This is a genomic window from Hyphomonas atlantica corrig. (assembly GCF_017795365.1).
Classification (GTDB): Bacteria; Pseudomonadota; Alphaproteobacteria; order Caulobacterales; family Hyphomonadaceae; genus Hyphomonas; species Hyphomonas atlantica.
The window spans coordinates 1,407,516-1,429,413 of the sequence record NZ_CP051254.1 but is presented as its reverse complement, the minus strand read 5'-3'; the positions used below and the strand labels follow the sequence as shown (position 1 = coordinate 1,429,413).

The 21,898-nt window shown below is 60.6% G+C and carries 15 protein-coding genes; 4 read left to right on the top strand and 11 right to left on the bottom strand.

The features are described 5' to 3' along the window. Positions 1-11: 11 nt before the first annotated feature. Positions 12-1,565: a mechanosensitive ion channel family protein gene (locus tag HF931_RS07080; protein WP_051602376.1), complete on the top strand. Its 1,554-nt coding sequence runs from the start codon at positions 12-14 to the stop codon at positions 1,563-1,565. Here HF931_RS07080 and mtgA read toward each other — a convergent pair. From mtgA to HF931_RS07065, 3 genes are read right to left on the bottom strand one after another with little or no spacing between them, the layout of a single operon-like run. Continuing rightward, positions 1,562-2,596 (bottom strand): monofunctional biosynthetic peptidoglycan transglycosylase, encoded by a 1,035-nt coding sequence (mtgA, locus tag HF931_RS07075; protein ID WP_273242713.1) that lies wholly within the window; start codon positions 2,594-2,596, stop codon positions 1,562-1,564. The two genes, HF931_RS07080 and mtgA, sit on opposite strands and share 4 nt — an antisense overlap. Next, a complete protein-coding gene (gene queG, locus HF931_RS07070; RefSeq protein ID WP_273242712.1) occupies positions 2,596-3,708 on the bottom strand; it encodes a tRNA epoxyqueuosine(34) reductase QueG in 1,113 nt (370 codons plus the stop codon). The genes mtgA and queG overlap by 1 nt, the downstream gene beginning before the upstream one ends. Positions 3,709-3,711: 3 nt before the next feature. Further along, on the bottom strand, positions 3,712-4,386 hold the full coding sequence (locus HF931_RS07065; RefSeq protein ID WP_272982721.1) for a glutathione S-transferase family protein: 675 nt from the start codon (positions 4,384-4,386) through the stop codon (positions 3,712-3,714). Between the two features lie 125 nt (positions 4,387-4,511). Between HF931_RS07065 and HF931_RS07060 the strand changes: the two genes are divergently transcribed. Then, positions 4,512-7,232: a M1 family metallopeptidase gene (locus tag HF931_RS07060; RefSeq protein ID WP_273242709.1), complete on the top strand. Its 2,721-nt coding sequence runs from the start codon at positions 4,512-4,514 to the stop codon at positions 7,230-7,232. Positions 7,233-7,525: 293 nt separating this feature from the next. Here the strand turns inward: HF931_RS07060 and HF931_RS07055 are convergent, their stop codons facing one another. Continuing rightward, on the bottom strand, positions 7,526-12,253 hold the full coding sequence (locus tag HF931_RS07055) for an NAD-glutamate dehydrogenase (RefSeq protein WP_273242707.1): 4,728 nt from the start codon (positions 12,251-12,253) through the stop codon (positions 7,526-7,528). A 383-nt stretch (positions 12,254-12,636) separates the two neighbouring features. Continuing rightward, positions 12,637-13,788, bottom strand: a complete 1,152-nt coding sequence (locus HF931_RS07050; RefSeq protein ID WP_241764112.1) for an AI-2E family transporter — start codon at positions 13,786-13,788, stop codon at positions 12,637-12,639. A gap of 78 nt (positions 13,789-13,866) precedes the next feature. On the opposite strand from HF931_RS07050, the gene HF931_RS07045 reads away from it, so the two are divergent. Further along, positions 13,867-15,384, top strand: a complete 1,518-nt coding sequence (locus HF931_RS07045) for a helicase HerA-like domain-containing protein (protein WP_273242705.1) — start codon at positions 13,867-13,869, stop codon at positions 15,382-15,384. 36 nt (positions 15,385-15,420) lie between these two features. Here the strand turns inward: HF931_RS07045 and HF931_RS07040 are convergent, their stop codons facing one another. The 6 genes from HF931_RS07040 to petA form a co-directional block, all read right to left on the bottom strand. Beyond that, positions 15,421-16,329: a hypothetical protein gene (locus HF931_RS07040; protein ID WP_273242703.1), complete on the bottom strand. Its 909-nt coding sequence runs from the start codon at positions 16,327-16,329 to the stop codon at positions 15,421-15,423. Positions 16,330-16,401: 72 nt separating this feature from the next. Next, positions 16,402-17,280 carry an S-methyl-5'-thioadenosine phosphorylase gene (locus HF931_RS07035; protein ID WP_273242701.1) on the bottom strand — a complete coding sequence of 293 codons (879 nt, stop codon included), beginning with the start codon at positions 17,278-17,280 and terminating at the stop codon, positions 16,402-16,404. Then, on the bottom strand, positions 17,277-17,777 hold the full coding sequence (locus tag HF931_RS07030) for a GNAT family N-acetyltransferase (protein WP_273242699.1): 501 nt from the start codon (positions 17,775-17,777) through the stop codon (positions 17,277-17,279). Before HF931_RS07030 ends, HF931_RS07035 begins: the two co-directional genes overlap by 4 nt. Before the next feature lie 14 nt (positions 17,778-17,791). After that, a complete protein-coding gene (locus tag HF931_RS07025) occupies positions 17,792-18,760 on the bottom strand; it encodes a cytochrome c1 (protein WP_035547243.1) in 969 nt (322 codons plus the stop codon). A gap of 18 nt (positions 18,761-18,778) precedes the next feature. Next, positions 18,779-20,236 (bottom strand): cytochrome b, encoded by a 1,458-nt coding sequence (locus HF931_RS07020; RefSeq protein ID WP_273242697.1) that lies wholly within the window; start codon positions 20,234-20,236, stop codon positions 18,779-18,781. 16 nt (positions 20,237-20,252) lie between these two features. After that, complete coding sequence (petA, locus tag HF931_RS07015; RefSeq protein WP_051602378.1) at positions 20,253-20,825, bottom strand: ubiquinol-cytochrome c reductase iron-sulfur subunit; 573 nt, start codon at positions 20,823-20,825, stop codon at positions 20,253-20,255. 188 nt (positions 20,826-21,013) lie between these two features. Here petA and hemF point away from each other — a divergent pair, with 188 nt between their 5' ends. Next, on the top strand, positions 21,014-21,898 hold the full coding sequence (hemF, locus tag HF931_RS07010) for an oxygen-dependent coproporphyrinogen oxidase (protein ID WP_273242695.1): 885 nt from the start codon (positions 21,014-21,016) through the stop codon (positions 21,896-21,898).

The window sequence follows — 21,898 nt, the reverse complement described above, 5'->3', positions numbered from 1 at the left end:
CAGATACACGCTTGGCAGAAAACGGCGTCACCTACCAGAAATGCATCACGGGCAGTGATGGGGAAACCTATTGCCGCCCGGTCGATGCGACGGAGGCCACAGGCCAGCCCGCTCAGCAGGCTGATGAAATCCTTCCCCCGGTAGAAGACCTCGTCAATCCGCTCATCAAATGGCTGGAGCCCGCCCGCCCGTTTATCGACGATCCGGCGGGCTGGCTCTCGTCAAAGGCCCAACAGCCCGAATTCCTCTATCCGATCCTCATACAGATCGCCTGTATCATCGTGGCGCTGGCGCTCGGCGCCCTGCTGACCCCACCCTTCAAACGACTGATCACGGTTACGCTGCGCCGCTTTGTCGAGCCGCCCCGCCGCGAAGGGCTCGACATATTGCACAAGGCTGTGCGGCCTGCGCTCTGGTCGCTCCTGCTGGCGCTCGCCGTCTCGCTACTGGGTTCGGTGGATCATGCCGTCATCCTTGTCCGGACAGCCCTGTCTCTCGCCATTGCCTGGCTGGTTATTCGGGTCAGCCTCAGTTTCCTTCCGGAAGAATTGCGCGGGCTCGCCTCAGTCCTGACCTGGGCGTTCGCCATTTTCTTCGCGCTGGGCGTGCTGCCGGACGTGATGGACTGGCTTTCCAGCATCGGCCCATCCTTCGGGAACCGCCGGATCAGCCCGGTCTTCATCTTCCAGGCTATCCTGACCGCAGCGGTGTTGCTGTTCATCGCCAACCGCGCAGCGAAATCCATGAAGCGCCGGGTCAACCACTTGCCCAAGGTCGAACCGTCGATCCGCATCCTGATCGGAAACGCGATCCAGATCGTGTTCATCGTCGCCGCCGCCCTGCTCACCCTGGCCGGGCTGGGCATCCCGCTCGGCGCGCTGACCGTTATCTCCGGTGCCATCGGCCTCGGCTTTGCCTTTGGTATGCAAAAGGTGATCTCGAACTTTGTGTCGGGCATCGTTCTCCTGTCCGAACGCTCCATCAAGCCCCAGGACGTGATCGAGGTCGGCGAGACGTTCGGCGTGGTCGAGTCACTCGGCCTGCGCTACACCTCGATCACGACGCAGGAAGGCAAGGAATTCCTGATCCCGAACGAAAAGCTGATGACCGACACGGTGATCAATTGGAGCTTTTCCAACAAGCGCGTGCGCGTGCACAAGGAATTGCGCATCGACTACACGTCCGATCTGGAAGAAGCGATCAACATCGTGATCGACGCCGCCAAGGCGACAGAACGCGTCATCAGCTGGCCACAGCCAGTATGTCTCGTGAAGGACTTCACGGACGAATGCATCGTACTGGAAGTGCGCTTCTGGATCATCGATCCGGAAAACGGCACGGCGAATGTCGGCTCGAACATATTGCGCGAAGTCTGGAAACGATTCACCGAGAACGGCATGTCTGTGCCGCTCCGCCGCAAGGAACTCTTCATCGAACCGGAATCGGCACTCAAGGTCGAGATATCGAGACCCAAACGCGCACAGGCCGCGACAAAGACCGACACGCCGCAACAGTTGGCGACAGATGGCGACACGGACGCGACAGACGCGCCAGAGACTGACTAGTCCTGCGGCGTATTCTCGACAGGCATGTCCTCAACAGGCTCCAGCGGTCGTGGCCGCAGGTCGGTCGGCCCGCCATCCTGCGCCTCTGACTGGCTGGCCTCAGCTTCAGGTTCCAGCGGCTCAGGCTCTTCCTCCACGACTTGCGGCTGACCGGATGCTTCGCCAAAGCGCTCCTGTGCGCCCTCAAGGAAGGCATCGAACCCATCCTCTGCAGGCGCCGTTTCGGGCTGTTCCAGTTCTGTCGCTTCAGGTCCGCTCTCTGGCTCTGCCGGCAGATCCGGCAAGGGTTCCGGCTTTGGCGCGGTCTGTCCCGGTTGCGGCTGTTGTCGCGCCGGTGGACGCGCGCTGCCAAGCACGCAGGCTGCCAGCCCTTGGCTTTGCACAACACGCATTCTGGCCTGCAGCGTACCAGCGCGCTTGCTGACATAGGGCCCCGGCGGATCAACACGCCATCTGTTCGGGCTCGGAAGGACAGCTGCCAGCAAGGCCGCTTCGCGTTCGGTCAGGTCCGCGGCAGACTTTCCGAAGCGCGCCTGCGCAGCGGCTTCGGCGCCGAACAGGCCGTCGCCCCATTCCGCGACATTCAGATAGGCTTCCATCACCCGTTCCTTGCCCCAGAACTGGTCGATGAAAATACCCATCCACATATCGCCCAGTTTGCGGGGCACACCGCCGCCATTCCAGAGAAACACGTTCTTGGCTGTCTGCTGCGTGATGGTTGAAGCGCCGCGTGTGCCCTTGCCCTGACGACGCTCTTCCAGCGCCTTCTCGATGGCTTGCCTGTCAATGCCATTGTGCTCGCAGAAGCGCGTATCCTCCGCGGCGATTACAGCCCGCACCAGATGGGGCGAAATCTCTGCCAGCGGCACGGCGTCACGGCGTACATCCTCCCCCTCCACCGCACGCTGCATCATCAGCACCGTGCCGGGAATCGGCAGCCAGATCAGCGCAAGTGCATAAAGGTGAAACGCCACAAACAGGCCCGCCAGAATGCGCACCGCCCATGTCAGGAACGTCCAGAAACCGCTCATTACCCTGTCATCCATTCCGCCAGAACGCCCGGATCGGTTTCCGGCTCCATCCGGGCGGCTTTTTCCTTGGCAAATCGGGCACCATCAAGGCGGGCGAGCGCCCACACTGCCATGCCGCGCACAACTGGCGCGGGATCGTCCAGCAAAGGCAGGAGGTTCGCGATCAGGCCAGGGTCTCCTGAATTTCCGATTGCGATACAGACATTCCTTACAAATCGGTCCCGCCCGATCCGCTTGATGGGAGAACCGGAAAACACTTCGCGAAACCCGGCATCGTCCAGCGCAGCCAATTCATCCAGGCCCGGCGCCTTCAGCTCGGCCCGCGCATGGAAAGCGCTCTCCTTCGCGGTCTCGGCAAACTTGTTCCACGGGCAGATCGCCAGGCAGTCGTCACAGCCATAGATGCGGTTGCCCATTGCGGCGCGAAATTCTTCCGGGATCGGTCCCGCATGCTCAATCGTCAGGTAGGAAATGCACCGCCGCGCATCGAGTTTGTACGGTGCCGGAAAGGCATTGGTCGGGCAGATATCCTGGCACAATCGGCAGGAGCCGCAATGATCCGTCTCGGGTGTATCCGGCTCCAGCTCTGCGGCAGTCAACATCACGCCCAGAAAGAACCATGAGCCCAGCTCGCGGCTAACAAGATTGGTGTGCTTGCCCTGCCAGCCAAGCCCGGCCTTGTGTGCCAGCGGCTTTTCCATCAACGGCGCGGTATCCACGAACACCTTCACCTCTGCGCCGGTTTCCGCCACGAATTCCCGCGCCAGCTGTTTCAGGCGTTTCTTCAGCGTGTCGTGATAATCGCGTCCCCGCGCATAGACAGAGATGTTGCCGAGTGTCGTGTTCTGTAGCGTGTCGAGCGGATCATGATCCGGCCCATAATTCAGGGCGACGACTACAGCAGATTTTGCATCCGGCCACATGGCGGTCGGGGCCTTGCGCCGGGCAAGCGTCGTCTCCATCCATTCCATGCTGCCATGATGGCCAGCGTCCACGAAGGCTTCGAGCCTCTCCCCTGCCTGCCAAGGTTCGTCCGCGCGCGCGATCGCCACGCCATCGAACCCAAGCGACCGGGCAAGGTGCTTGACGCGGATGTGGAGGGGATCGGGCAAGGTCTAGAAATCCAAATTGGTATAATGGGCCACCGGCCTGACGGCCTGCAACCGGTCGGCCAGCAGGGGCCGGAAACTGGGCCGCGATTTCATGCGGGCATACCAGTCCTTCAACTCCGGCACGGCATTCCACTCGACATCGCCAAAATAGTCATAGGCCGACAAGTGGGCCGCTGCAGCCAGATCTGCCAGCGACAATTCACGACAGGCAAGATAGCCGTTCAGTTCAAGCAGACCATTCAGGAAAGTCAGCCGCCCGCGAAGTGCATGGGCGCCTCGACGCAATCGCGCAGAATCGGGCTGGCGGTCCCGCTTTACCCATTGCATCACGCGCTCTGTCAGCAGCGTGTCTGTCACCTCTTCGCAGGCCGCCTCGACCCAGGCCCACAGCCTGCGGGCTTCGGCGCGCGCCGCCGGGTCCTGCGGCAACAAGGCCCGGCCTTGTGAGGTCTCCTCCAGATGCTCACAGATCGCCCGCGTGCCGCAGGCAAACATGCGCGGTTCGCTATCAATCTCTACCAGTGCGGGGGCAACAGCCCCATGCGCGAGACGCGGCACATCCGGATGCGGCGCCCAGCTGGGCGATTCCAACGTCTCGAATCCCTCCCCTTTCTCGCCCAAAGCGAGGCGCACAAGCCTTCCGGCAGGATCAAGGGGCCAGTGGTAGAGCCGTTTCATGCATTCAACTTCTCATGGGATCACTGAAAAGGGTGTTAAATTCCAGCTGCTTTGAACCGCTTTTGCCTTTGCGCCAGCTATGGTTTTTATCTTCCAACTGTTTCATCCACTACAGGATCCTATCGATGAATTCTCTTCGATTCCGCGCAGCACTTGCTGGCGCTGTTTCCATTCTTGCACTCCAGGCGTGCGGCAACGCGGCCTCTGAACCCGGCAACGCGCCCGCTGGACAAGACGCGCCCATCATGACCGAAGTGCCCCCGGCGGGCCAGCTGCCAACGGGTGTAACCCCGCTCGCCTATCGCCTTGATCTCAAGACCGATCCGGACGCCGACAGTTTTGGCGGCCTGGTGGAAATCGATGTCGATCTGTCTGCTCCACATGGTCGGATCTGGCTGCATTCGGTGGATCAGGACATTCTGGACGCGCGCGCCGTCTTGCCGGACGGTACCAGTGTTCCGGCCACCTTCACCGGCGACCAGGCACCGGGCGGGGTTTCGCGGCTGGATTTCGATACGCCCCTGCCCGCCGGACCGGCGACGCTCGAACTCAGCTATATCGCCCCTTACAATTTCGGCCTTGCCGGTCTCTACAAGGCCGTCCAGTCCGACACGGATTATCTGGCCACTCAGATGGAGGCGATTGATGCGCGCCGCATGGTGCCCTCATTCGATGAACCCCGCTTCAAGACGCCGTGGACGGTCACCGTAACCGCGCCAGCGGGAATGCAGGTGATTGCGAATGGCGAGGAGATCAATGCAAAGCCAGCTGAGGATGGCTGGGTGCGCCATGAATTTGCCAAGACCCGTCCGATCCAGTCCTATCTGGTAGCGCTTGCCGTCGGACCATATGAAGAGCGCGTTGCGGCAGATATTCCCGCCACAACCCTGCGCGCAGAGCCGATCCCGCTCCGCGGATTTGCCGCCATCGGCAAGCGCGACAAGCTGGCCGAGTCGCTCGACATTACGGATGAAATGCTGCTGTGGCAGGAATCCTATTTCGACTATCCGTACCCCTATGGAAAACTGGACCTGATCGCTGCACCCGAATTCGCCTATGGGGCCATGGAGAATGCCGGGGCAATCATCTATCGCGAAGCTGCGCTGCTGATGGACGAGCAGACCAGCCTTGCGCGGCGTCGCGGCGTGCTGACAACACATGCGCATGAGCTGGGCCATCAATGGTTTGGCAATCTCGTCACGCCGAAATGGTGGAACGACATCTGGCTGAACGAAGCCTTTGCGACCTGGATCAGCTACAAGACCATGCATGCCGTCGACCCGGATGGCGAATGGAACCTCAGCCCAATCCTCGCCGGCCTTTCCGCAATGGGCTCCGACAGCCTGGTCGCCGCCCGCCAGATCCGCAATCCGATTAACGCCAATGGTGATATTCTGGATGCATTTGATGCCATCACCTATCGCAAGGGTGGCAGTGTGCTGAACATGTTCGAGACCTATCTTGGCGAGGAAGACTTCCGCGCTGGCATCCGGCTGCACATGAAGCGGTTCGAGGATGGCGTCGCTGACGCGGATGACTTCATGCAGAGCATTGCCGACGGATCCGGCCAGCCGGAGATTGTCTCCTCCTTTGCCAGCTATATCGGCCAGCCTGGCATTCCGTCGCTGGATGTCGCCGTATCGTGCCCTGCGCCGGATGCGGGTCTGATCACGATCACGCAGAAACGATATGCACCGCTCGGCTCTGACATTGATCCGGATGCACAGGTCTGGGAAATCCCGTTTGCCGCGCGCATCAACGGCCCGACCGGCGATCGCACGATCCGCCAGATGCTGAAGGACCGCGTGACGGAAATTCCACTGGATGGCGGATGCGCCGACTGGGTCATGCCGAATGCGGACGGCACAGGATACTGGCGTTTCGACACGGGCAGCGACAACCTCAATGCGCTGATCGACGCCTATGACAGCCTGTCCGATGGCGAGCAGATCCTGTTTGCAGATGCCCTGGAGTCCGGCTTCCGCGCCGGACGGATCAGTATAGAAGACCTCAAGCGCGGTATTGAGGCCACGACGAGCGGTCATCCCCGCGCCGTATCTGAGGCTACGGCGGTCATCCCGACTCTGAATCGGTTGCTTGATGAATCCGGACAGGAGAATTTGAGAGCGTGGGTTCAGGCAACCTATGGACCGCTGGCGGAGTATCTGGAGTCCCGCCCGGCGACAGCGCTGTCGCAACAGGAAGTGCTTCTGCGCGACAAGATCTATAGCCTGCTTCTGGAATATGGTGACCGCCCCGAAGATCGCAGCGCATTGCTGGACCGCGCACAGCGCTATATCGGCGCCAATGGCATACCGGACCAGTCTGCCCTGCCCCCGGAGGATCTGGGCATTGCCATGAAGATCGGCGCGGAAGATGGTGGACCGGCCTTCTATGATGCCGCGACCGCGTATCTGCCTTCCGTCACCAACCAGACTGAACGGCGCACACTATTGGCGGCGCTGGCCAATCGCGGTGATGAATCAATGGTCGAAGACCTGTTCGCAGAAAGCCTGAAAGGTTCGTATTCGGCCGATGAAGTCTTTGCGGTCGTCAGCAGTGCGCTCTCCAATGACTCAGCCAAGGACCGTGCCTGGGAGATCTTCATGGCGGAGTTCGACGCCATCGTGGCGCGGATGCCCGAGATTCGCAAACCCCAGCTTGCTGGCATGACAGGTTATGTGTGCAGCGTTCAGAAATCGAGTGACATTGCGGCCTTCTTTGAAACGAAAAGCGCCCTGATCCCCGGCTATGAACGCTCGCTGGCTCAGGGTGTAGAGCGGGCCCAATTGTGCAGCGCACTCAAAACCCAGAGGACGTTGGATGTAAAGAACGCTTTCCAATAGGAAACTTGCAGAAAGGCCCGCCAATGCGGGCCTTTTTCATGATCGAATTCATCTGAGCGGGCGGTCATGTAGTCTTGGTCTTGTCGCGCCCTAGCCATAGGGGCGCGGCGGTCCGGCCGGGACGGTGACGTCGTTTTGGCCAGCGGATGGAAGGCGGCCCACTGCGCAGAGGTCTACTCTCCTATCCACCCTCCTGTTTTGTCCCTGCCTGAGGCGTCGACTCCCATCCGCAAGGACCACTCACCCCGAAGAACCGGAAGGGAACTCTCCCTGTCCGGATTTCCGTGCGAGACCTAGTGGCGCATGAACTGGCGCAGCGCATCGACCGCTAGCACGAACCGCGCGAACGCCCAGTTGCGATCCTTGCCCAGCGTGTGCAACTCCTCCAGCAGGGCGCGGCGCGCCCCGTCCCGCTCATCCAGCCAGGCCTGCGCGCCGTTTTCAGACAGCGCCTTCTCGGTTGCATCCGCCTGCATGCGAACCAGTTCGTTCAGCAGGCGACGCCCGGCGACACGGTCCCAATAATCCGCATGCAACAGATTGTCCCGTGCCATCGCCCGCAGGCGATCGATGCGAAGCTGGTCGCCAACCATGTAAAATGCCTTGCCGGCCTCTGGCACTTCGACCTGCATTTTTCCGGCAAGGTCTACCACGAGCAGGCCCTGCGCAAACTGCCCCATCGCTGACGCCCAGCGCGACAATTCCTCTGACACGCCCCGCTTCATCAGGCCCCGCGCTTCGCGTTCGATCCGCGCCGCCGGGAATGGCGAATGGATATGGCTGAGCGCCGCCTTGAACTCGTTCAGCGGTGCCTCGGTGCGCTGCACCGCTTCGCCCACGCGAAGGTCCGGATGGGTCTCGATAAACCAGAGTGCAGCATCGACCATCGCACTCGCTGCATGCAGGCGCAGATCGGTCTGCACTTCGGCCGGCACGATATTGTCGAGCTGGTCGACCTCGCGCTGGAAACCGTCAAAATTCAGCACGGCCCGCGCCGCTTCCAGCCCGCGCGCAACCTGCGCATTGTCACCGCCCGTCACTTCCCGCAAGCGCAGCAGCGCCACCGGCCCTGCCATGTCCAGCATGCGATTGGCGATGACGGTCGCGATGATCTCCCGCTTCAGCCGGTGATTGGTCATCGCCTTCGTGTAGGTGTTGATCGGGCTCGGGAAATAGTTCGTCAAAAGATCATTGAAATAAGGATCGTCCGGGATATCAGAGGCCACAATATCATCGAACAGCGTGATCTTCGACCAGGCCAGCAGAACGGCCAGCTCTGGCCGAGTAAGTGGCTGGCCGCGTTCAGCGCGCACCTTCATCTCGCCGGTTTCCGGCAGGGTTTCCAGCGCCCGGTTCAGCACGCCCCGGTTCTCCAGATACTCCATCAGGCGCTCCAGCGCGTCATGGTCTTCCTTCGCGGTGGCTTCCGCCAGTGTCAGGGCGAAGGTCTGGGTGTAGTTGTGGCGCAGGACAAGTGCCGCAACCTCATCGGTCATGTCGGCGAGCAACTCGTTGCGCTTGTCGGCCTGCAGATCGCCTTCGCGAATGGCTTCGGCCGCCAGGATCTTGATGTTGACCTCATGGTCTGACGAATCGACGCCCGCAGAATTGTCGATCGCATCGGTGTTGATATGCCCGCCGCGCAGGGCGAACTCGATCCTGCCAGCCTGGGTGACGCCGAGATTGGCCCCTTCCCCGATAACTTTCACTTTCAGCTCATCCGCATTCACACGGATTGCATCATTCGCCCGGTCGCCCGCCATTGCGTGGCTCTCATGCGCGGCCTTCACATAGGTGCCGATGCCGCCGAACCAGAGCAGGTCAGCCGGGGCCTTCAGCAAGGCGTGGATCAGTTCATCGGGCGTGACCGCATCCTTGGACAGGCCAGTCAGCGCCTTGATCTGGTCATTCAGCGTGATGGACTTTGCGGACCGGTCAAATATGCCGCCGCCTTCGGACAGGATGCCCTTGTTATAGTCTGCCCAGCTGGACTGGGGCTTGTCGAACAAGCGCTGGCGTTCGGCCAAATTCTTGCCGGCATCAACCGGGTCCGGATCGATAAAGATGTGCATGTGGTTGAATGCGGCGACGAGACGGATTTCCGGAGACAGCAGCATGCCATTCCCGAATACATCCCCGCTCATATCGCCCACGCCGATCACGGTGAAAGGTTCGGCTTGAATATCCGTACCCAGCTCGCGGAAATGGCGCTTGACGGCTTCCCAGCCGCCCCGCGCGGTAATTCCCATTTTCTTGTGGTCGTAGCCCGCAGAGCCGCCGGACGCAAAAGCGTCGTCCAGCCAATGCCCCATTTCTTCACTGATGGCATTTGCCGTATCCGAGAAGGTTGCCGTGCCCTTGTCGGCCGCGACAACAAGATACGGATCCTCCCCGTCCCAGACGATCGTATCAGCGGGGTGTGACACCTCCCCTTCCACCAGATTATCCGTGATCCCCAGAAGCGCGCGGATGAACTCCTTATAGGCATCACGGCCGGCTTCAAACCAGGCATTTCGGTCTGAACGATCCGGCAATTGCTTCGGCAGGAAACCACCCTTGGACCCAACCGGAACGATCACCGCATTCTTCACCTGTTGGGCCTTCACAAGGCCAAGCACTTCCGTGCGATAGTCCGAGGCACGATCCGACCAGCGCAAGCCGCCCCGCGCCACAGCGCCGAAGCGCAAATGCACGCCTTCGACCTGCGGGCTGGACATATAGATTTCCCGGAACGGCTTCGGTTCCGGCAAATCCTCCAGCTCGCGGCTGGCGATCTTCAGGCTGACAAAGCTATACGGCTCACCCTCACTGTTTGTCTGATAGAAATTCGTGCGTTGCACCGCGAGGATCAGATCGGCCAGACGGCGTAGCACCTGATCGTCTGCCAGCGCGGAGACGTCGCGCAGCGACATTTCGATTTCCTCGCGCACTTTCTCCGCAGCGTGAGAACGTTCTGCGAGTGACATCTCCCGCGCAGGATCGAACCGTGTCGCGAACAAATCCAGCAATTGCCGCGCAATGCCCGGATATGTGGAAAGCGCCGTCTCCTGAACATATTGAGGCTGTTCCATACCACTCTGGCGGCGATAGCCGGCAAGCGCACGGATCAGGGCCGCGTCACGCCAACTCGCCCCGGCGCAGAGGACCAGCTTGTTGAATCCATCATTTTCGGCGCGCCCGCTCCAAACCGCCACAAATGTATCTTCCAGTGTGGTCCGGATGTCGTTCAGATCGATATAGGCCCCATTGGACGTGCACATGACCACGTCGTGCACCCAGTAGGTTTCCGGCGCATCCTCCGCAGGGCGCTCCGTCGGGCGCACCGGGAAGCCTGTTTCAAAATCGACGAAGAATCCCATTTTCTCGAAGATCGGCACACAGGCTGATAGCGGAATGGACCCATTGCGAGAATAAATCTTGACACGGATCTTGTCTGCGCGGTCCCGCTCCATTCGATAGGCTCGCGCGAGGATCGGGTGCGCGGCCGATAGATTTGCCATTGCGGCAACATCGCGCATGGCCTCATCCGGGCCGAATGCCTCGCGATAGGCTGCGTTGAACGCGCCAATGAACGCCCGCGCATTCTCCTGATGGGCACGTTCGAGGTCAGATTGCACAAGCGCCGAGCGGAACCCCTGCTCCCATGTCCGCGCGATCTCAACGATACGTTTTTCCAATGCCGCAAGATCCGGCAACGGATGGCCCTGATCCAACCAGATTTCAAAATGAACCCGCACAAGCGTCTCGGAATCGAAGTAAGGTCGGAAACGCGTGACCCGTCCCTTGTACGCCGTCACCAGTTCTTGGGTGATACGCTGGCGCATTGTGGTGTCATAGGCTTCACGTGGCACGTAGACGATGGCCGTGACAAAGCGGTCGAACTGGTCCTGCCGGACGAACAGTCGCGTGCGCGGACGGCCAATCAGGTGCAGCGCGCCGACGATGATCGGATGCAGGATCTTCGAGGAAGTCTGGAACAACTCATCCCGCGGCCAGGTTTCCAGTAGATTGGTAAGCGCCTTCTCCGTATGCCCGCCCGGCGTCGCCCCGGCAGCCTCCAGAATGGCGGCAATACGACGACGGATCAACGGAATGGACCGCGCGGTCTCGTCATAGGCTTCCGCCGTGAACAGGCCCAGGAAGCGCACTTCACCGTTCACGCGACCTTCAGCGTCATATTTCTTGACGCCCACATAGTCGCACGCAACCCGACGGTGGACGAGGCTGACCAGCGTCGATTTCGCGACAAGGATCGGATAGGGCTCCGACAGGTGCGCACCAATCTCTGGCGTCAGAATCAGAGGCTCGGCCTCACGCGACAGGACGTTCAGCTCCTCATCGCGCAGGACGCCGAGATTCGACCCTTCGACCATTATGGGCTCTTCCGGCAGCACGTGCCCCTCGGCATCAGTCTCGAAATCGTATTCGCGACAGCCGAGAAAAACGAAATGCTCCCGCGACAACCATTTCAGGAAGGCCACCGCCTCATCGCGGTCCATGTCCTTCAGATGGCTCACACCTTCCAGCCGGGCGATCTCTTGCTGCATACGTGCGCGCATTGGCTCGAAATCGGCCACAGCGACCGCATTATGGGCCAGCGCTTCCCGCACCCCCCGCTTGAGGCGCTCCGCCTCCAGATGCGTCAGGATCGGCAAGTGGACCTGAATGATCGATATGCTGCCACCGTCCTGCAGCTTCACAATCGGGTGAAACAGCGCAGCAACCTCAAAGCCCTGCGCGCCGCATTCGCCGAGGACGGAGTCCACCAGGAAGGGCATGTCAGGGCTGACCGTCTCCAGAATGGTGCGAGACAGCGAATTGCCCTCAGCGCCCTCAGCTTCCAGCAGGACCCGCACATCCTGATCGCCAGCGGCAACCTCCACGGCCCAATCCCAGTGCCGACGCGCGAGGGATTTTAAATCCTCCTGCGTCAGGCCCGTTAAATCTTCATGCCCCGATTCACGGTGAATTTGGTCAAATACCTGCTCGATTGGCTCAGATGAGGCAGGAATTTCTGTCATGTGGATTGCTCGCGAAATAGCTTAACCGAGCTTCCCATCTAGACCGCGCCGCATCCCGGCACAACTCATTGCCGCAAATGAATTTCCCCTGCGTCACAGGTTGAAGGTGGCGGTTGATTTTACTGGGTCCAGAATAAATCGGACCCGCCGAACGGGGACGTGTCCGGCGGGTCCTACAGGCCGATTCCGCAGGCTGGGTGGGGGGACGCACGCGGAGGGCCTGATCTCGTTAATTTTGCAAGGGCAATGCCATTTACAAGATGCGGTCAGCAGCGATCGACATTACCAATTATTGAGTATTGGTTTTGCGCTGACATAACAATTACAAAGTTGCCCCCATTTGGCATAGATTATCGTTTTTCACCATAGGTGTGAACAGCTCCCTATGCATCTTGGTTAGTGTTTGGGGTACCCCCTTTTCCCTGAGGGTCGCCATCGGCTGACAGCAGGATCGCGATCCATCGCGTATTGCTGGACTGAGCGAAGAAAATCATCATCAGAACCGTTAGCGGTGCCGACAGGAACATGCCCGGTATGCCCCATATGGCGCCCCAGATTGCCAGGGATAGCAACACGATGAGCGCCGACAGATTCAGCGATTCACCCATCATGCGAGGCTGAACGAAATTGCCGATCGAGAACTGCCAGAAGCTGACGATCGCAAACACGATCGCAGCGTAGATATAGGTGTCCTGCGGCGTCGCACCGGGCACCCAGGGCGGAATTTCCGGCTGCACGATGGCAAACAGGGGCGGCACCAGCGCAGCGACAATTGAGCCCACGGTCGGGATGTAGTTGAGCACGAAGATCAGCGCCGACAGGAAAAGTGCATTCTTCACACCCAGCGCCAGCAACGAGAAATAGGTCAGCGCCGTAATGAGCGCGGAAATCACGGTCTGGGTCCAGAGATAGGTTTCAATGCTGCGCCTCGCATCGTCGCCGATCTGGCGCACCTGCGCACGCTGCTCAAAGCCGGGGAAGATATTGTCGAGTTTCCGGGTCCAGCTCGACTGCGCCAGGAACAGGAAAGCCACATAAATCAGGATCAGCACGAGATCGCCTGACAGATCCCCGGTCTCATTCGCGATAATGGCGAAGAAGCGTTGACCCGTCTCGTTGAACAGTAATTCCTGCAATGTTGGCGCGCCCGACATGTGCACCACTTCATAGGCGTCTGCGATCAGATCATTGATCCGTGTTTCATAGTCGCCCGCCTCACGGCCGAACTCCGCAATGCCATTGGCCAGCAAGGCCATGAACCCGAAAAACCCGCCCAGCACGAACAGGATTGCGAAGAAACGCGCATGCCCGATCTTCAGCGTTCGTGAAAAATTGTCGATCATCGTCGCAAAGCCTTCGATGATCAGAAACAGGAATACGGCCAGGGCAAACGGCGCAAGAATGCTGCGCCCCAGATGCAGGAAGGTGATGATCACGCCCGTCGCGATGATCCAGATGCCTGTCTTGGTTGCCCGATCCATGCTCTCCCCCGGCCAGCTTCCCGGCACGGTGATGAGAGCCTGCCCATCCGTCAAGGGTCTGCGCCTCAACCCTTGCCGAATCTGTTGAAATCTCTAGCGTCGCACACGGTTTGGATTGAAGGGGACGGGATCATGAACTCCATCTTTATCGGCGGCGCTGACGCAGACGGCACAGGCCAGCCAGATGTCGCGCAGAACCTGCTCCTGAAGATTGCAAACCGCCACGGATTAATCGCGGGCGCGACCGGCACCGGTAAAACCGTCACTCTGCAAAACCTCGCCCAGGGCTTTTCCGATGCCGGCGTGCCGGTCTTCTGCGCTGATGTGAAAGGCGATCTTTCCGGCATCTGCATGCCCGGTAGCGAGGATCACAAGCTGCACGAGAAATTCGTGGAGCGCGCCAACAAGATCGGCTTGGGCGCCTATGATTATTCCGCAGCCCCGACCGTGTTCTGGGATGTGTTCGGAGAGAATGGCCATCCGATCCGCACCACGATTTCCGAAATGGGGCCCCTGCTCCTGTCACGCCTGATGGATCTGACCGAAGCGCAGGAAGGCGTGCTGAACATCGCCTTTGAGTATGCCGACGACAACGGCCTGCTGCTGCTGGATCTGAAGGATCTGCGCAAATTGTTGATCCATATGAGCGACAAGGAAGTACGCGACGAACTGAGCAAGGAATACGGCAATGTCGCCTCCGCCTCGCTCGGCGCGGTCCAGCGAAATTTGCTGGTGATGGAACGTGAAGGCGCAGACTTCTTCTTTGGCGAGCCTGCGCTGGAGCTGTCCGACATGATGCGGACGAACACAGACGGACGCGGCATCGTGAACGTGCTGGACGCGACGCGCCTGATCAACAGCCCCAAGCTCTATTCCACCTTCCTGCTGTGGTTGTTGTCTGAACTCTTCGAGCAGCTTCCCGAAGTGGGCGACCCGGACAAGCCACGCCTCGTCTTCTTTTTCGATGAGGCCCATCTCCTGTTCGATGATGCCCCGGCGGCGCTGATGCAGAAGATCGAGCAAGTCGTACGCCTGATCCGGTCCAAAGGCGTCGGGGTCTACTTCGTGACGCAGAACCCGCGCGACCTGCCCGAAAGCGTTCTGGCGCAGCTGGGTAACCGCCTGCAGCACGCCCTGCGTGCCTACACACCGGCCGAGCGCAAAGGCGTACGCGCCGCGGCGCAATCCTTCCGCGAGAATGAGAATTTCGACACGGAGGAAGTGATCACACAGCTGGGCGTCGGCGAGGCGCTCGTCTCAACGCTGGACGCCAAGGGCGCGCCAAGCATTGTGCAGTGGACGGTCATTCGTCCCCCCGCTTCCCGTTTGGGCCCGGCAACGGAATCCGAACGCAAGAACGTTCAGAATGCGAGCCCCGTTGCTGGCAAGTACGAAAAGGCGATTGACCGCGAGTCCGCCTATGAAGTGCTGGAAGCCCGTGAAGCCAAAGCCGCCAAGGAAGCCGAGGAATTGGCGAAAAAGGAAGCCAAGGCCCAAGCAGCGCTGGAGAAGAAGAAAAAGAAGACCACGCGCCGCAGCTCGCGCCGCATGAGCTCTCTGGAAAAGGCTGGCAACCAGGCCGCCCGTACAGCAAGCCGCGAGATTGTCCGCTACGTGCTTCGCGGCATCATGGGCACGTTCAAACGCTGAATGGGCAAACGCTGAATGGGCAAACGCTGATGGCGATTAGTTTGGCAGGCGACCGGTGTCGGTTTCGTCGTCCGAATAATCGTCTTCATCCGCCGTCGTGTCGCCATCCATCGCATCGAGCTCGTCTGGCGCGTTCATGTCTTCAGTATCTGATGTGTACACAACATCATCTTCAAAGCCGTCATCATAGGATCCGTTGGCAAAGTCTGCTGCCTCGTCGGCGGTCTCGATAGCCATGACTTCCTCAGTCATCGGCTTGCGCTTCCAGAACGGTGCCCGCGGGTCTGCCTTGCGGTCATATCGCATGCTGTAATATTCGTGGGCTGTATGGGTCAGCGGACGTGGTGTCAGGTGCAGGCCATACTGGCGCAGGCGCTCGACCACTTCATCGCGCAGATGCATGCCGGGGAAAGAGGATGCGGCAAAGCCGTGCTTCTTCATCCAGTCCCGCACGTGCCAGCTGCGCACGGTGCCGGCCTCGGACGGACGGACGCCGGCATGTTCTTCCCACATGTAGAGTGTCGCAATGCCGTTGATGGTTGCGTCCATCGCGTCGTCCAATGTCGCCCCGAGGTCGCGTTTCTGCGCAAGCGCTGCGCGCAGGGCCATCTTGCGCGCTTCAAGCTCCTGATATGTCGCGCCGATCACGGCGATGGCATTGCGGTTGGTCTTGATCAGGGATGCGTTCACACCGTCCAGCTGTGGGTGCTGAACCGGAAGCAGCACATCCGGCCCGGCTTCCTGCGTGTCGACGATCTGGGCAACCTCATTGACCATGCGCTGAAGGTTGATGCGCATTTCGTGGCTGACGCCATCGAGCGCAGAGATCGCGCCGTCGCGCTCCTCATCCCGGATCCGCCAGAGCTGCCAGGCGATCAGCAAGGCCGCCGCGATCAGCAGGCAGAGCCCGCCGGTGAAGAAAGTGTAGAATTGCGCTTCGCTCATTCTGAGGTCCCCTAACGCGTTCGCCGTTTACCATGCCTCCCCGCATGGCATTCGGTTAAGTGTTGGTAAACCTTAGCCGTTGAGAGCGCGCCCGGCAATCACCTGAAGCCTGTCCAGCATTTCCGGATCGCGCGCCAATGGCGCGGTGATGAGCGCATAGTCCAGGCAGGTGTCCGTTCCGTTCGGATCAGGTGTACGCTCTGTGCCGGACAGGCGCTCAGCCAGTTCGACCACGGCCTTGCGCGCCAATGCGCTGTTCTGGCCCATGATTTCCAGCACATTGGTTACTGAGACCGCCTCGGTCTCTGCGCGCCAGCAATCATAATCAGTCACCATGCACAGGATGGCATAGGGCAGCTCCGCCTCGCGGGCGAGCTTTGCCTCCGGCATGGCGGTCATGCCGATCACATCGCAGCCCCATTGGCGATAGAGCTTCGATTCGGCCAGTGAGGAGAATTGCGGGCCTTCCATCGCCAGATAGGTGCCGCCACGATGCATCTTTGCGCCCACCGCCTCAGCCGCGTCGGCTGCGAGACCCGAGAGGCGCGGACAAACCGGCTCTGCCATCGAGACATGGGCCACCATACCGGCCCCGAAAAAGGTCTTGTCGCGCGCAAAGGTGCGGTCAATGAACTGGTCAGCGGCCACGAACTCGCCGGGGGCGTAGACTTCCTGCAGGCTGCCACAGGCGGAGATGGACAGGATGTCGGTCACGCCTGCCGCCTTCAGCGCCGCGATGTTGGCGCGGTAAGGCACGTCTGTCGGCGTGATTCGGTGGCCCTTGCCATGACGCGGCAGGAAGACCAGCTCCACCTCCCCTATCCGGCCACGTACCAGCGCGTCAGATGGCTTGCCCCAGGCCGTCTCGACCTGTTCCTCGCGGCGGTCTTCCAGACCATCAATCTCGTACAGGCCGGAGCCGCCGATAATGCCGAGGGTCCATTTGCTCATATGTTCGTCCTGAATTCCTTGCGCATGCCAATGGGAGGCGGAGAGCGCGGGTTGGGCGTGGTCAGTTCCACATCATCTGCCAGCACGTAGCCAAGCTCTGCATAGAAGTCGACAAGCCTCACCTGATCGTGACGCACTGCCAACTGGGCGCCAAGCACGCCAGCGTCGCGCCCGGCCTCTTCCAGGGCGAACAGGATACGCTCTCCAAAGCCGCGCCCGCGATAGGCGCTCAGCACGCCGATCCGCTTCACTTCCATCCAGAGGCCCTGCCCGGCTGGCCCCGGAACCGGCACCCAGCGCCCGGACCCGATCGCTGTCTCGCCATCCAGCAGGATCGCGCCGCCGCCCTTTTCAAGCTGGGCGGCGACAGATCGAGGAGTTTCGCGGAAGACCGTCGATTCCTCTGAGACGCGCCCGGTCCAGATCTGGCGAGTCAGGCCCTCAACGAGAAAGCCATCCGCCGAGCTTGCCCTGCGGATGGCTATCAATTCAGTCAATGGCTGGTCCGCGCCTAGTGCTCTACGTTGCGCCAGATACGCTTGTAGGAGAACCAGAGCAGGATCGCGAGAATGCCAAGATAGACCATCACGGCGAGGCCCAGCGACCGGCGGTTGCCTTGCTTTGGCTCACCGGCCCAAGCCAGGAATTGCGCAACGTCATAGGACATCTGTTCGATCGTGGCTTCGGTGCCGTCGCTATACTCGACGCGGCCCGGAACCAGCTGTGGTGGCATGGCCAGGAAGCCGCCCGGAGGCGCGTGGCGTGGGTCGCCTTCGAATTGTGGCACCGTGTCGCCCGGCATGTACGGGTTGTAGTACTGGCCGACATTCTGGATCAGGTAGCCTTCATAGTGATGATCATCGCCGTGGCCAATGTGCAGCTTGGACGTATCGATCACGGTCTGGACTTCCGCCGGGGCGTCGTCGGTCGCCTCGGTGACCACGCGCTCCTTGAAGACTTCGTCGTCCGGATATCCAGCCAGCAGGCTGTAGACATAGGACGCGCCGCCGTGGCGGGCTTTCGTGATGACGGACAGATCCGGCGGAACGGCGCCGCCATTGGCTGCGCGGGCCGCATTGTCGTTCGGATACGGGCTGCGGAACCGGTCAGCTGGCGTTGCCGGGCGGAAATCATAGTCACCGGCCTCGTTCGGGGTCGGGCTGAGGATTTCGTTCTGCGCGGCAAGCGCCTTCACAAACGGGTTGTCGTTCGGGTTCGGATAGTCCGGGTCGTAGAACGGGCCACCCGGATCGCCGAGGTTGCGATAGCTGAGCAGCTTCATCGAGTGACAGGACGAGCAGACTTCCTGATAGACCTGATACCCGCGCTGGAGAGACGCCTGGTCGAACTGACCGGTTACGCCTTCAAAGGGCCAGCCCTCTTCCGGAGCGTGCGGGTGAGCGGCACCACCGGCAGCGTGAGCTGATGCGGCGATCATGAGGCCGGCAAGACCGGCGGTGAGAATGCGGAACGCTTTCATGATTATCCCCAAAGCTCCCTATTCAGCCGGTACGGCCGACGCCGACGCTTTTTCGCGTTTCAGCACGGATTTATGGATGGATTCCGGCAGTTCCTTCGGCTTCTCGGTCAGGCCGAGGAAGAACAGAAGGAAGAAGAAGCCGAAATAGCAGAAGGTCAGGATCAGCGAGAAGTGGCGGAACATGAATGTCGGTGCCGGCACAGCTGCCAATGACGGGTTCGAGTTGGCCGGAAGGCTTTCCATGAACCGTTTCGCGTCGACATAGGCTTCGCCGCCGCCCTTGTATTCGCTGGTCGCTTCCTGGCCATCAGCCGTGTAGCTGACCACCAGTTTCGGATCGCCCTGCAGCGCCGGGATCACCGGATCATCCGGGTTGGCCGCGCCACACCAGCCGAGCAGCAGGCAGACGGCGACAAAGCCGAAGAAGAACTGCTTGGCCACCGGGCGGTAGCGCATGGACTTCACTTTCGACGTGTCGAGCCAAGGCAGGATGAACAGGACCGCGATGGCCGCAAACATGAAGATCACGCCGAGCAGCTTGGCCGGGATCGGGCCGAGGTCGAAGGTGATGGCGCGCAGGATGGCGTAGAATGGCAGCAGGTACCATTCCGGCACGATGTGCGCAGGCGTCACCAGCGGGTTGGCTTCGATATAGTTGTCAGCATGGCCCAGAACGTTCGGGGCGTAGAAGACGAAGACAGCAAACATGATCAGGAAGATCACGATCGCGAAGGCGTCCTTCACCGTGTAGTACGGGTGGAACGGCACAGTGTCTTTCGCAACATCCTGTACTTCAACGCCGGTCGGGTTGTTGTTGCCAGGCACGTGAAGCGCCCAGACGTGCAGGATGACTGCGCCAGCGATCATGAAGGGCAGCAGATAGTGCAGCGAGAAGAAGCGCTGTAGCGTCTGGTTACCGATGGACGGTCCGCCAAGGATCCATGTCTGGAGGCTTTCACCCACCAGCGGGATCGCGCCGAACAGCGAGGTGATCACGTTGGCACCGTGATAGGACATCTGGCCCCAAGGCAGCATGTAGCCAAGGAACGCGGTCGCCATCATCAGCAGGTAGATCACACAGCCGAGAATCCACAGGACCTCGCGCGGCGCCTTGTACGAGCCGTAATAGAGCCCGCGGAACATGTGCAGATAGACCGCCAGGAAGAACATGGAGGCGCCGTTTGCGTGGATGTAACGCAGCAGCCAGCCATAAGGCACGTCGCGCATGATGCGCTCGACCGAGGCGAATGCGCCATCGACGCTGGCCTCGTAGTGCATGGCCAGAATGATGCCGGTAACGATCTGGACGACGAGACAGACGGCGAGGATGCCGCCAAACGTGTACCAGTAGTTCAAATTCTTCGGCGTCGGGAAATTGATGGCCGTGTCCTGGGCAAACCGGACAATCGGCAGACGCGTATCAAGCCATTTCGTGAAGGCGTTGGTCGGCGTGTAGGAGGATTCGTGTCCACTCATCTGCGGTATCCTTCCCTTAAAGCGAAATATTGATCACGGAATCGGACACATATTTGTAGTCCGGAACCGGGAGGTTTGTAGGGGCCGGGCCTTTGCGGATGCGGCCAGACGTATCGTAGTGCGAGCCGTGGCATGGGCAGTACCAGCCACCGAAATCACCTGTGTTGCCCTGCGCAGGACCGACCGGGACACAGCCGAGGTGCGTACAGGAGCCGGACGTGACCAGAATGGCCGGGTTCAGCGATCCATCGCCCTTGGGGCGCAGGCGCTCGTCATCCGTCTGCGGGTCACGCAGCGTTGCGACATTCACGGAGTCCGCAGCAGCGATCTCAGCCGCCGTACGGTGACGCACGAAGAACGGCTTGCCGCCGATCAGAACGCGAATCTCGCCGCCCAGCGGGATCTTGGAGACGTCGACATCCAGTGCCGAAGCCGCCTTGGTGTCCGCAGCCGGGTTCCACTGGTCTACAGCGGCCCAGGCAAACATGGCAGCACCACCAAAGGCTGCTGCACCCGTGGCGATATGAATGAAATTGCGGCGATCATCATCGATCGTCTCGCCGTGGTCGTGTGAGGGTGTATCAGTCACGCTTATCCCGTCCCTTGCGAAGGCAGAAATTTGGGCCCGTAATACAGGAGCCTGCCCCATTGCACATTGCGGCAAGTGGGCGCGGTTGCCTCCCCATAAACTTCTAATGTCTGCGCGTTATCCTGACTTTAAGCCTGTGACAACAGGGCGCTTGCAAGAGTCGCACGCCTCGCGCCATGTGTCGCACCATGACAGACGGCAATCTCGACACCCAGAAATCCCGCGCCCGCGAGTGGTTCAGATCCTTGCAGGCCGATATTTGTGCCCGATTCGAAGCGCTCGAAGACGCCGCAGACCGCCCGCTCTATTCCGGCGCACCCGGCCGGTTTGAGCTGACCGAGTGGAAACGCGGCGATGGCAGCGAAGATCTTGGCGGGGGCCGTATGGGCCTGATGCGCGGGAAAGTGTTCGAGAAGGTCGGCGTCCACTTTTCTGAAGTCTATGGCACCTTCTCCGAAGCGTTTGCAGCGCAGATCCCCGGTGCGGACCAATCGGATGGCCGCTTCTGGGCGTCCGGAATCTCCCTCATCGCTCATCCGCGCAATCCGAAAGTGCCCGCTGCGCACATGAATACGCGCATGCTGGTGACCAGCCAGTCCTGGTTCGGGGGCGGCGGAGACCTCAATCCCCTACTCGACTACCAGCGCGATCAGGCCTTCGAAGACAGTGTCGACTTCCACGCCGCCATGAGGGCAGCCTGCGACACGCACGAGGCCGCCGATTACGCGCAGATGAAAGAAACCTGCGACACCTATTTCCACCTGCCGCATCGCGATGAACCGCGCGGCACGGGTGGTATTTTCTACGACCGCTTCAATTCGGGCGACTGGGACGCTGATTTCGCCTTCACACAACAGGTCGGCTCACAATTCGCGGACATCTACCCGCGACTGGTGGCGCGCCGCATGAACGAGACGTGGAGCGAGGCACAGCGCGAAGAACAGCTGATCCAGCGCGGCCGCTATGTGGAGTTCAATCTGCTCTATGATCGCGGCACGACCTTCGGCCTCAAGACTGGCGGCAATGTGACGAGCATCCTCTCCTCCATGCCACCTGTCGTAAAATGGCCTTAG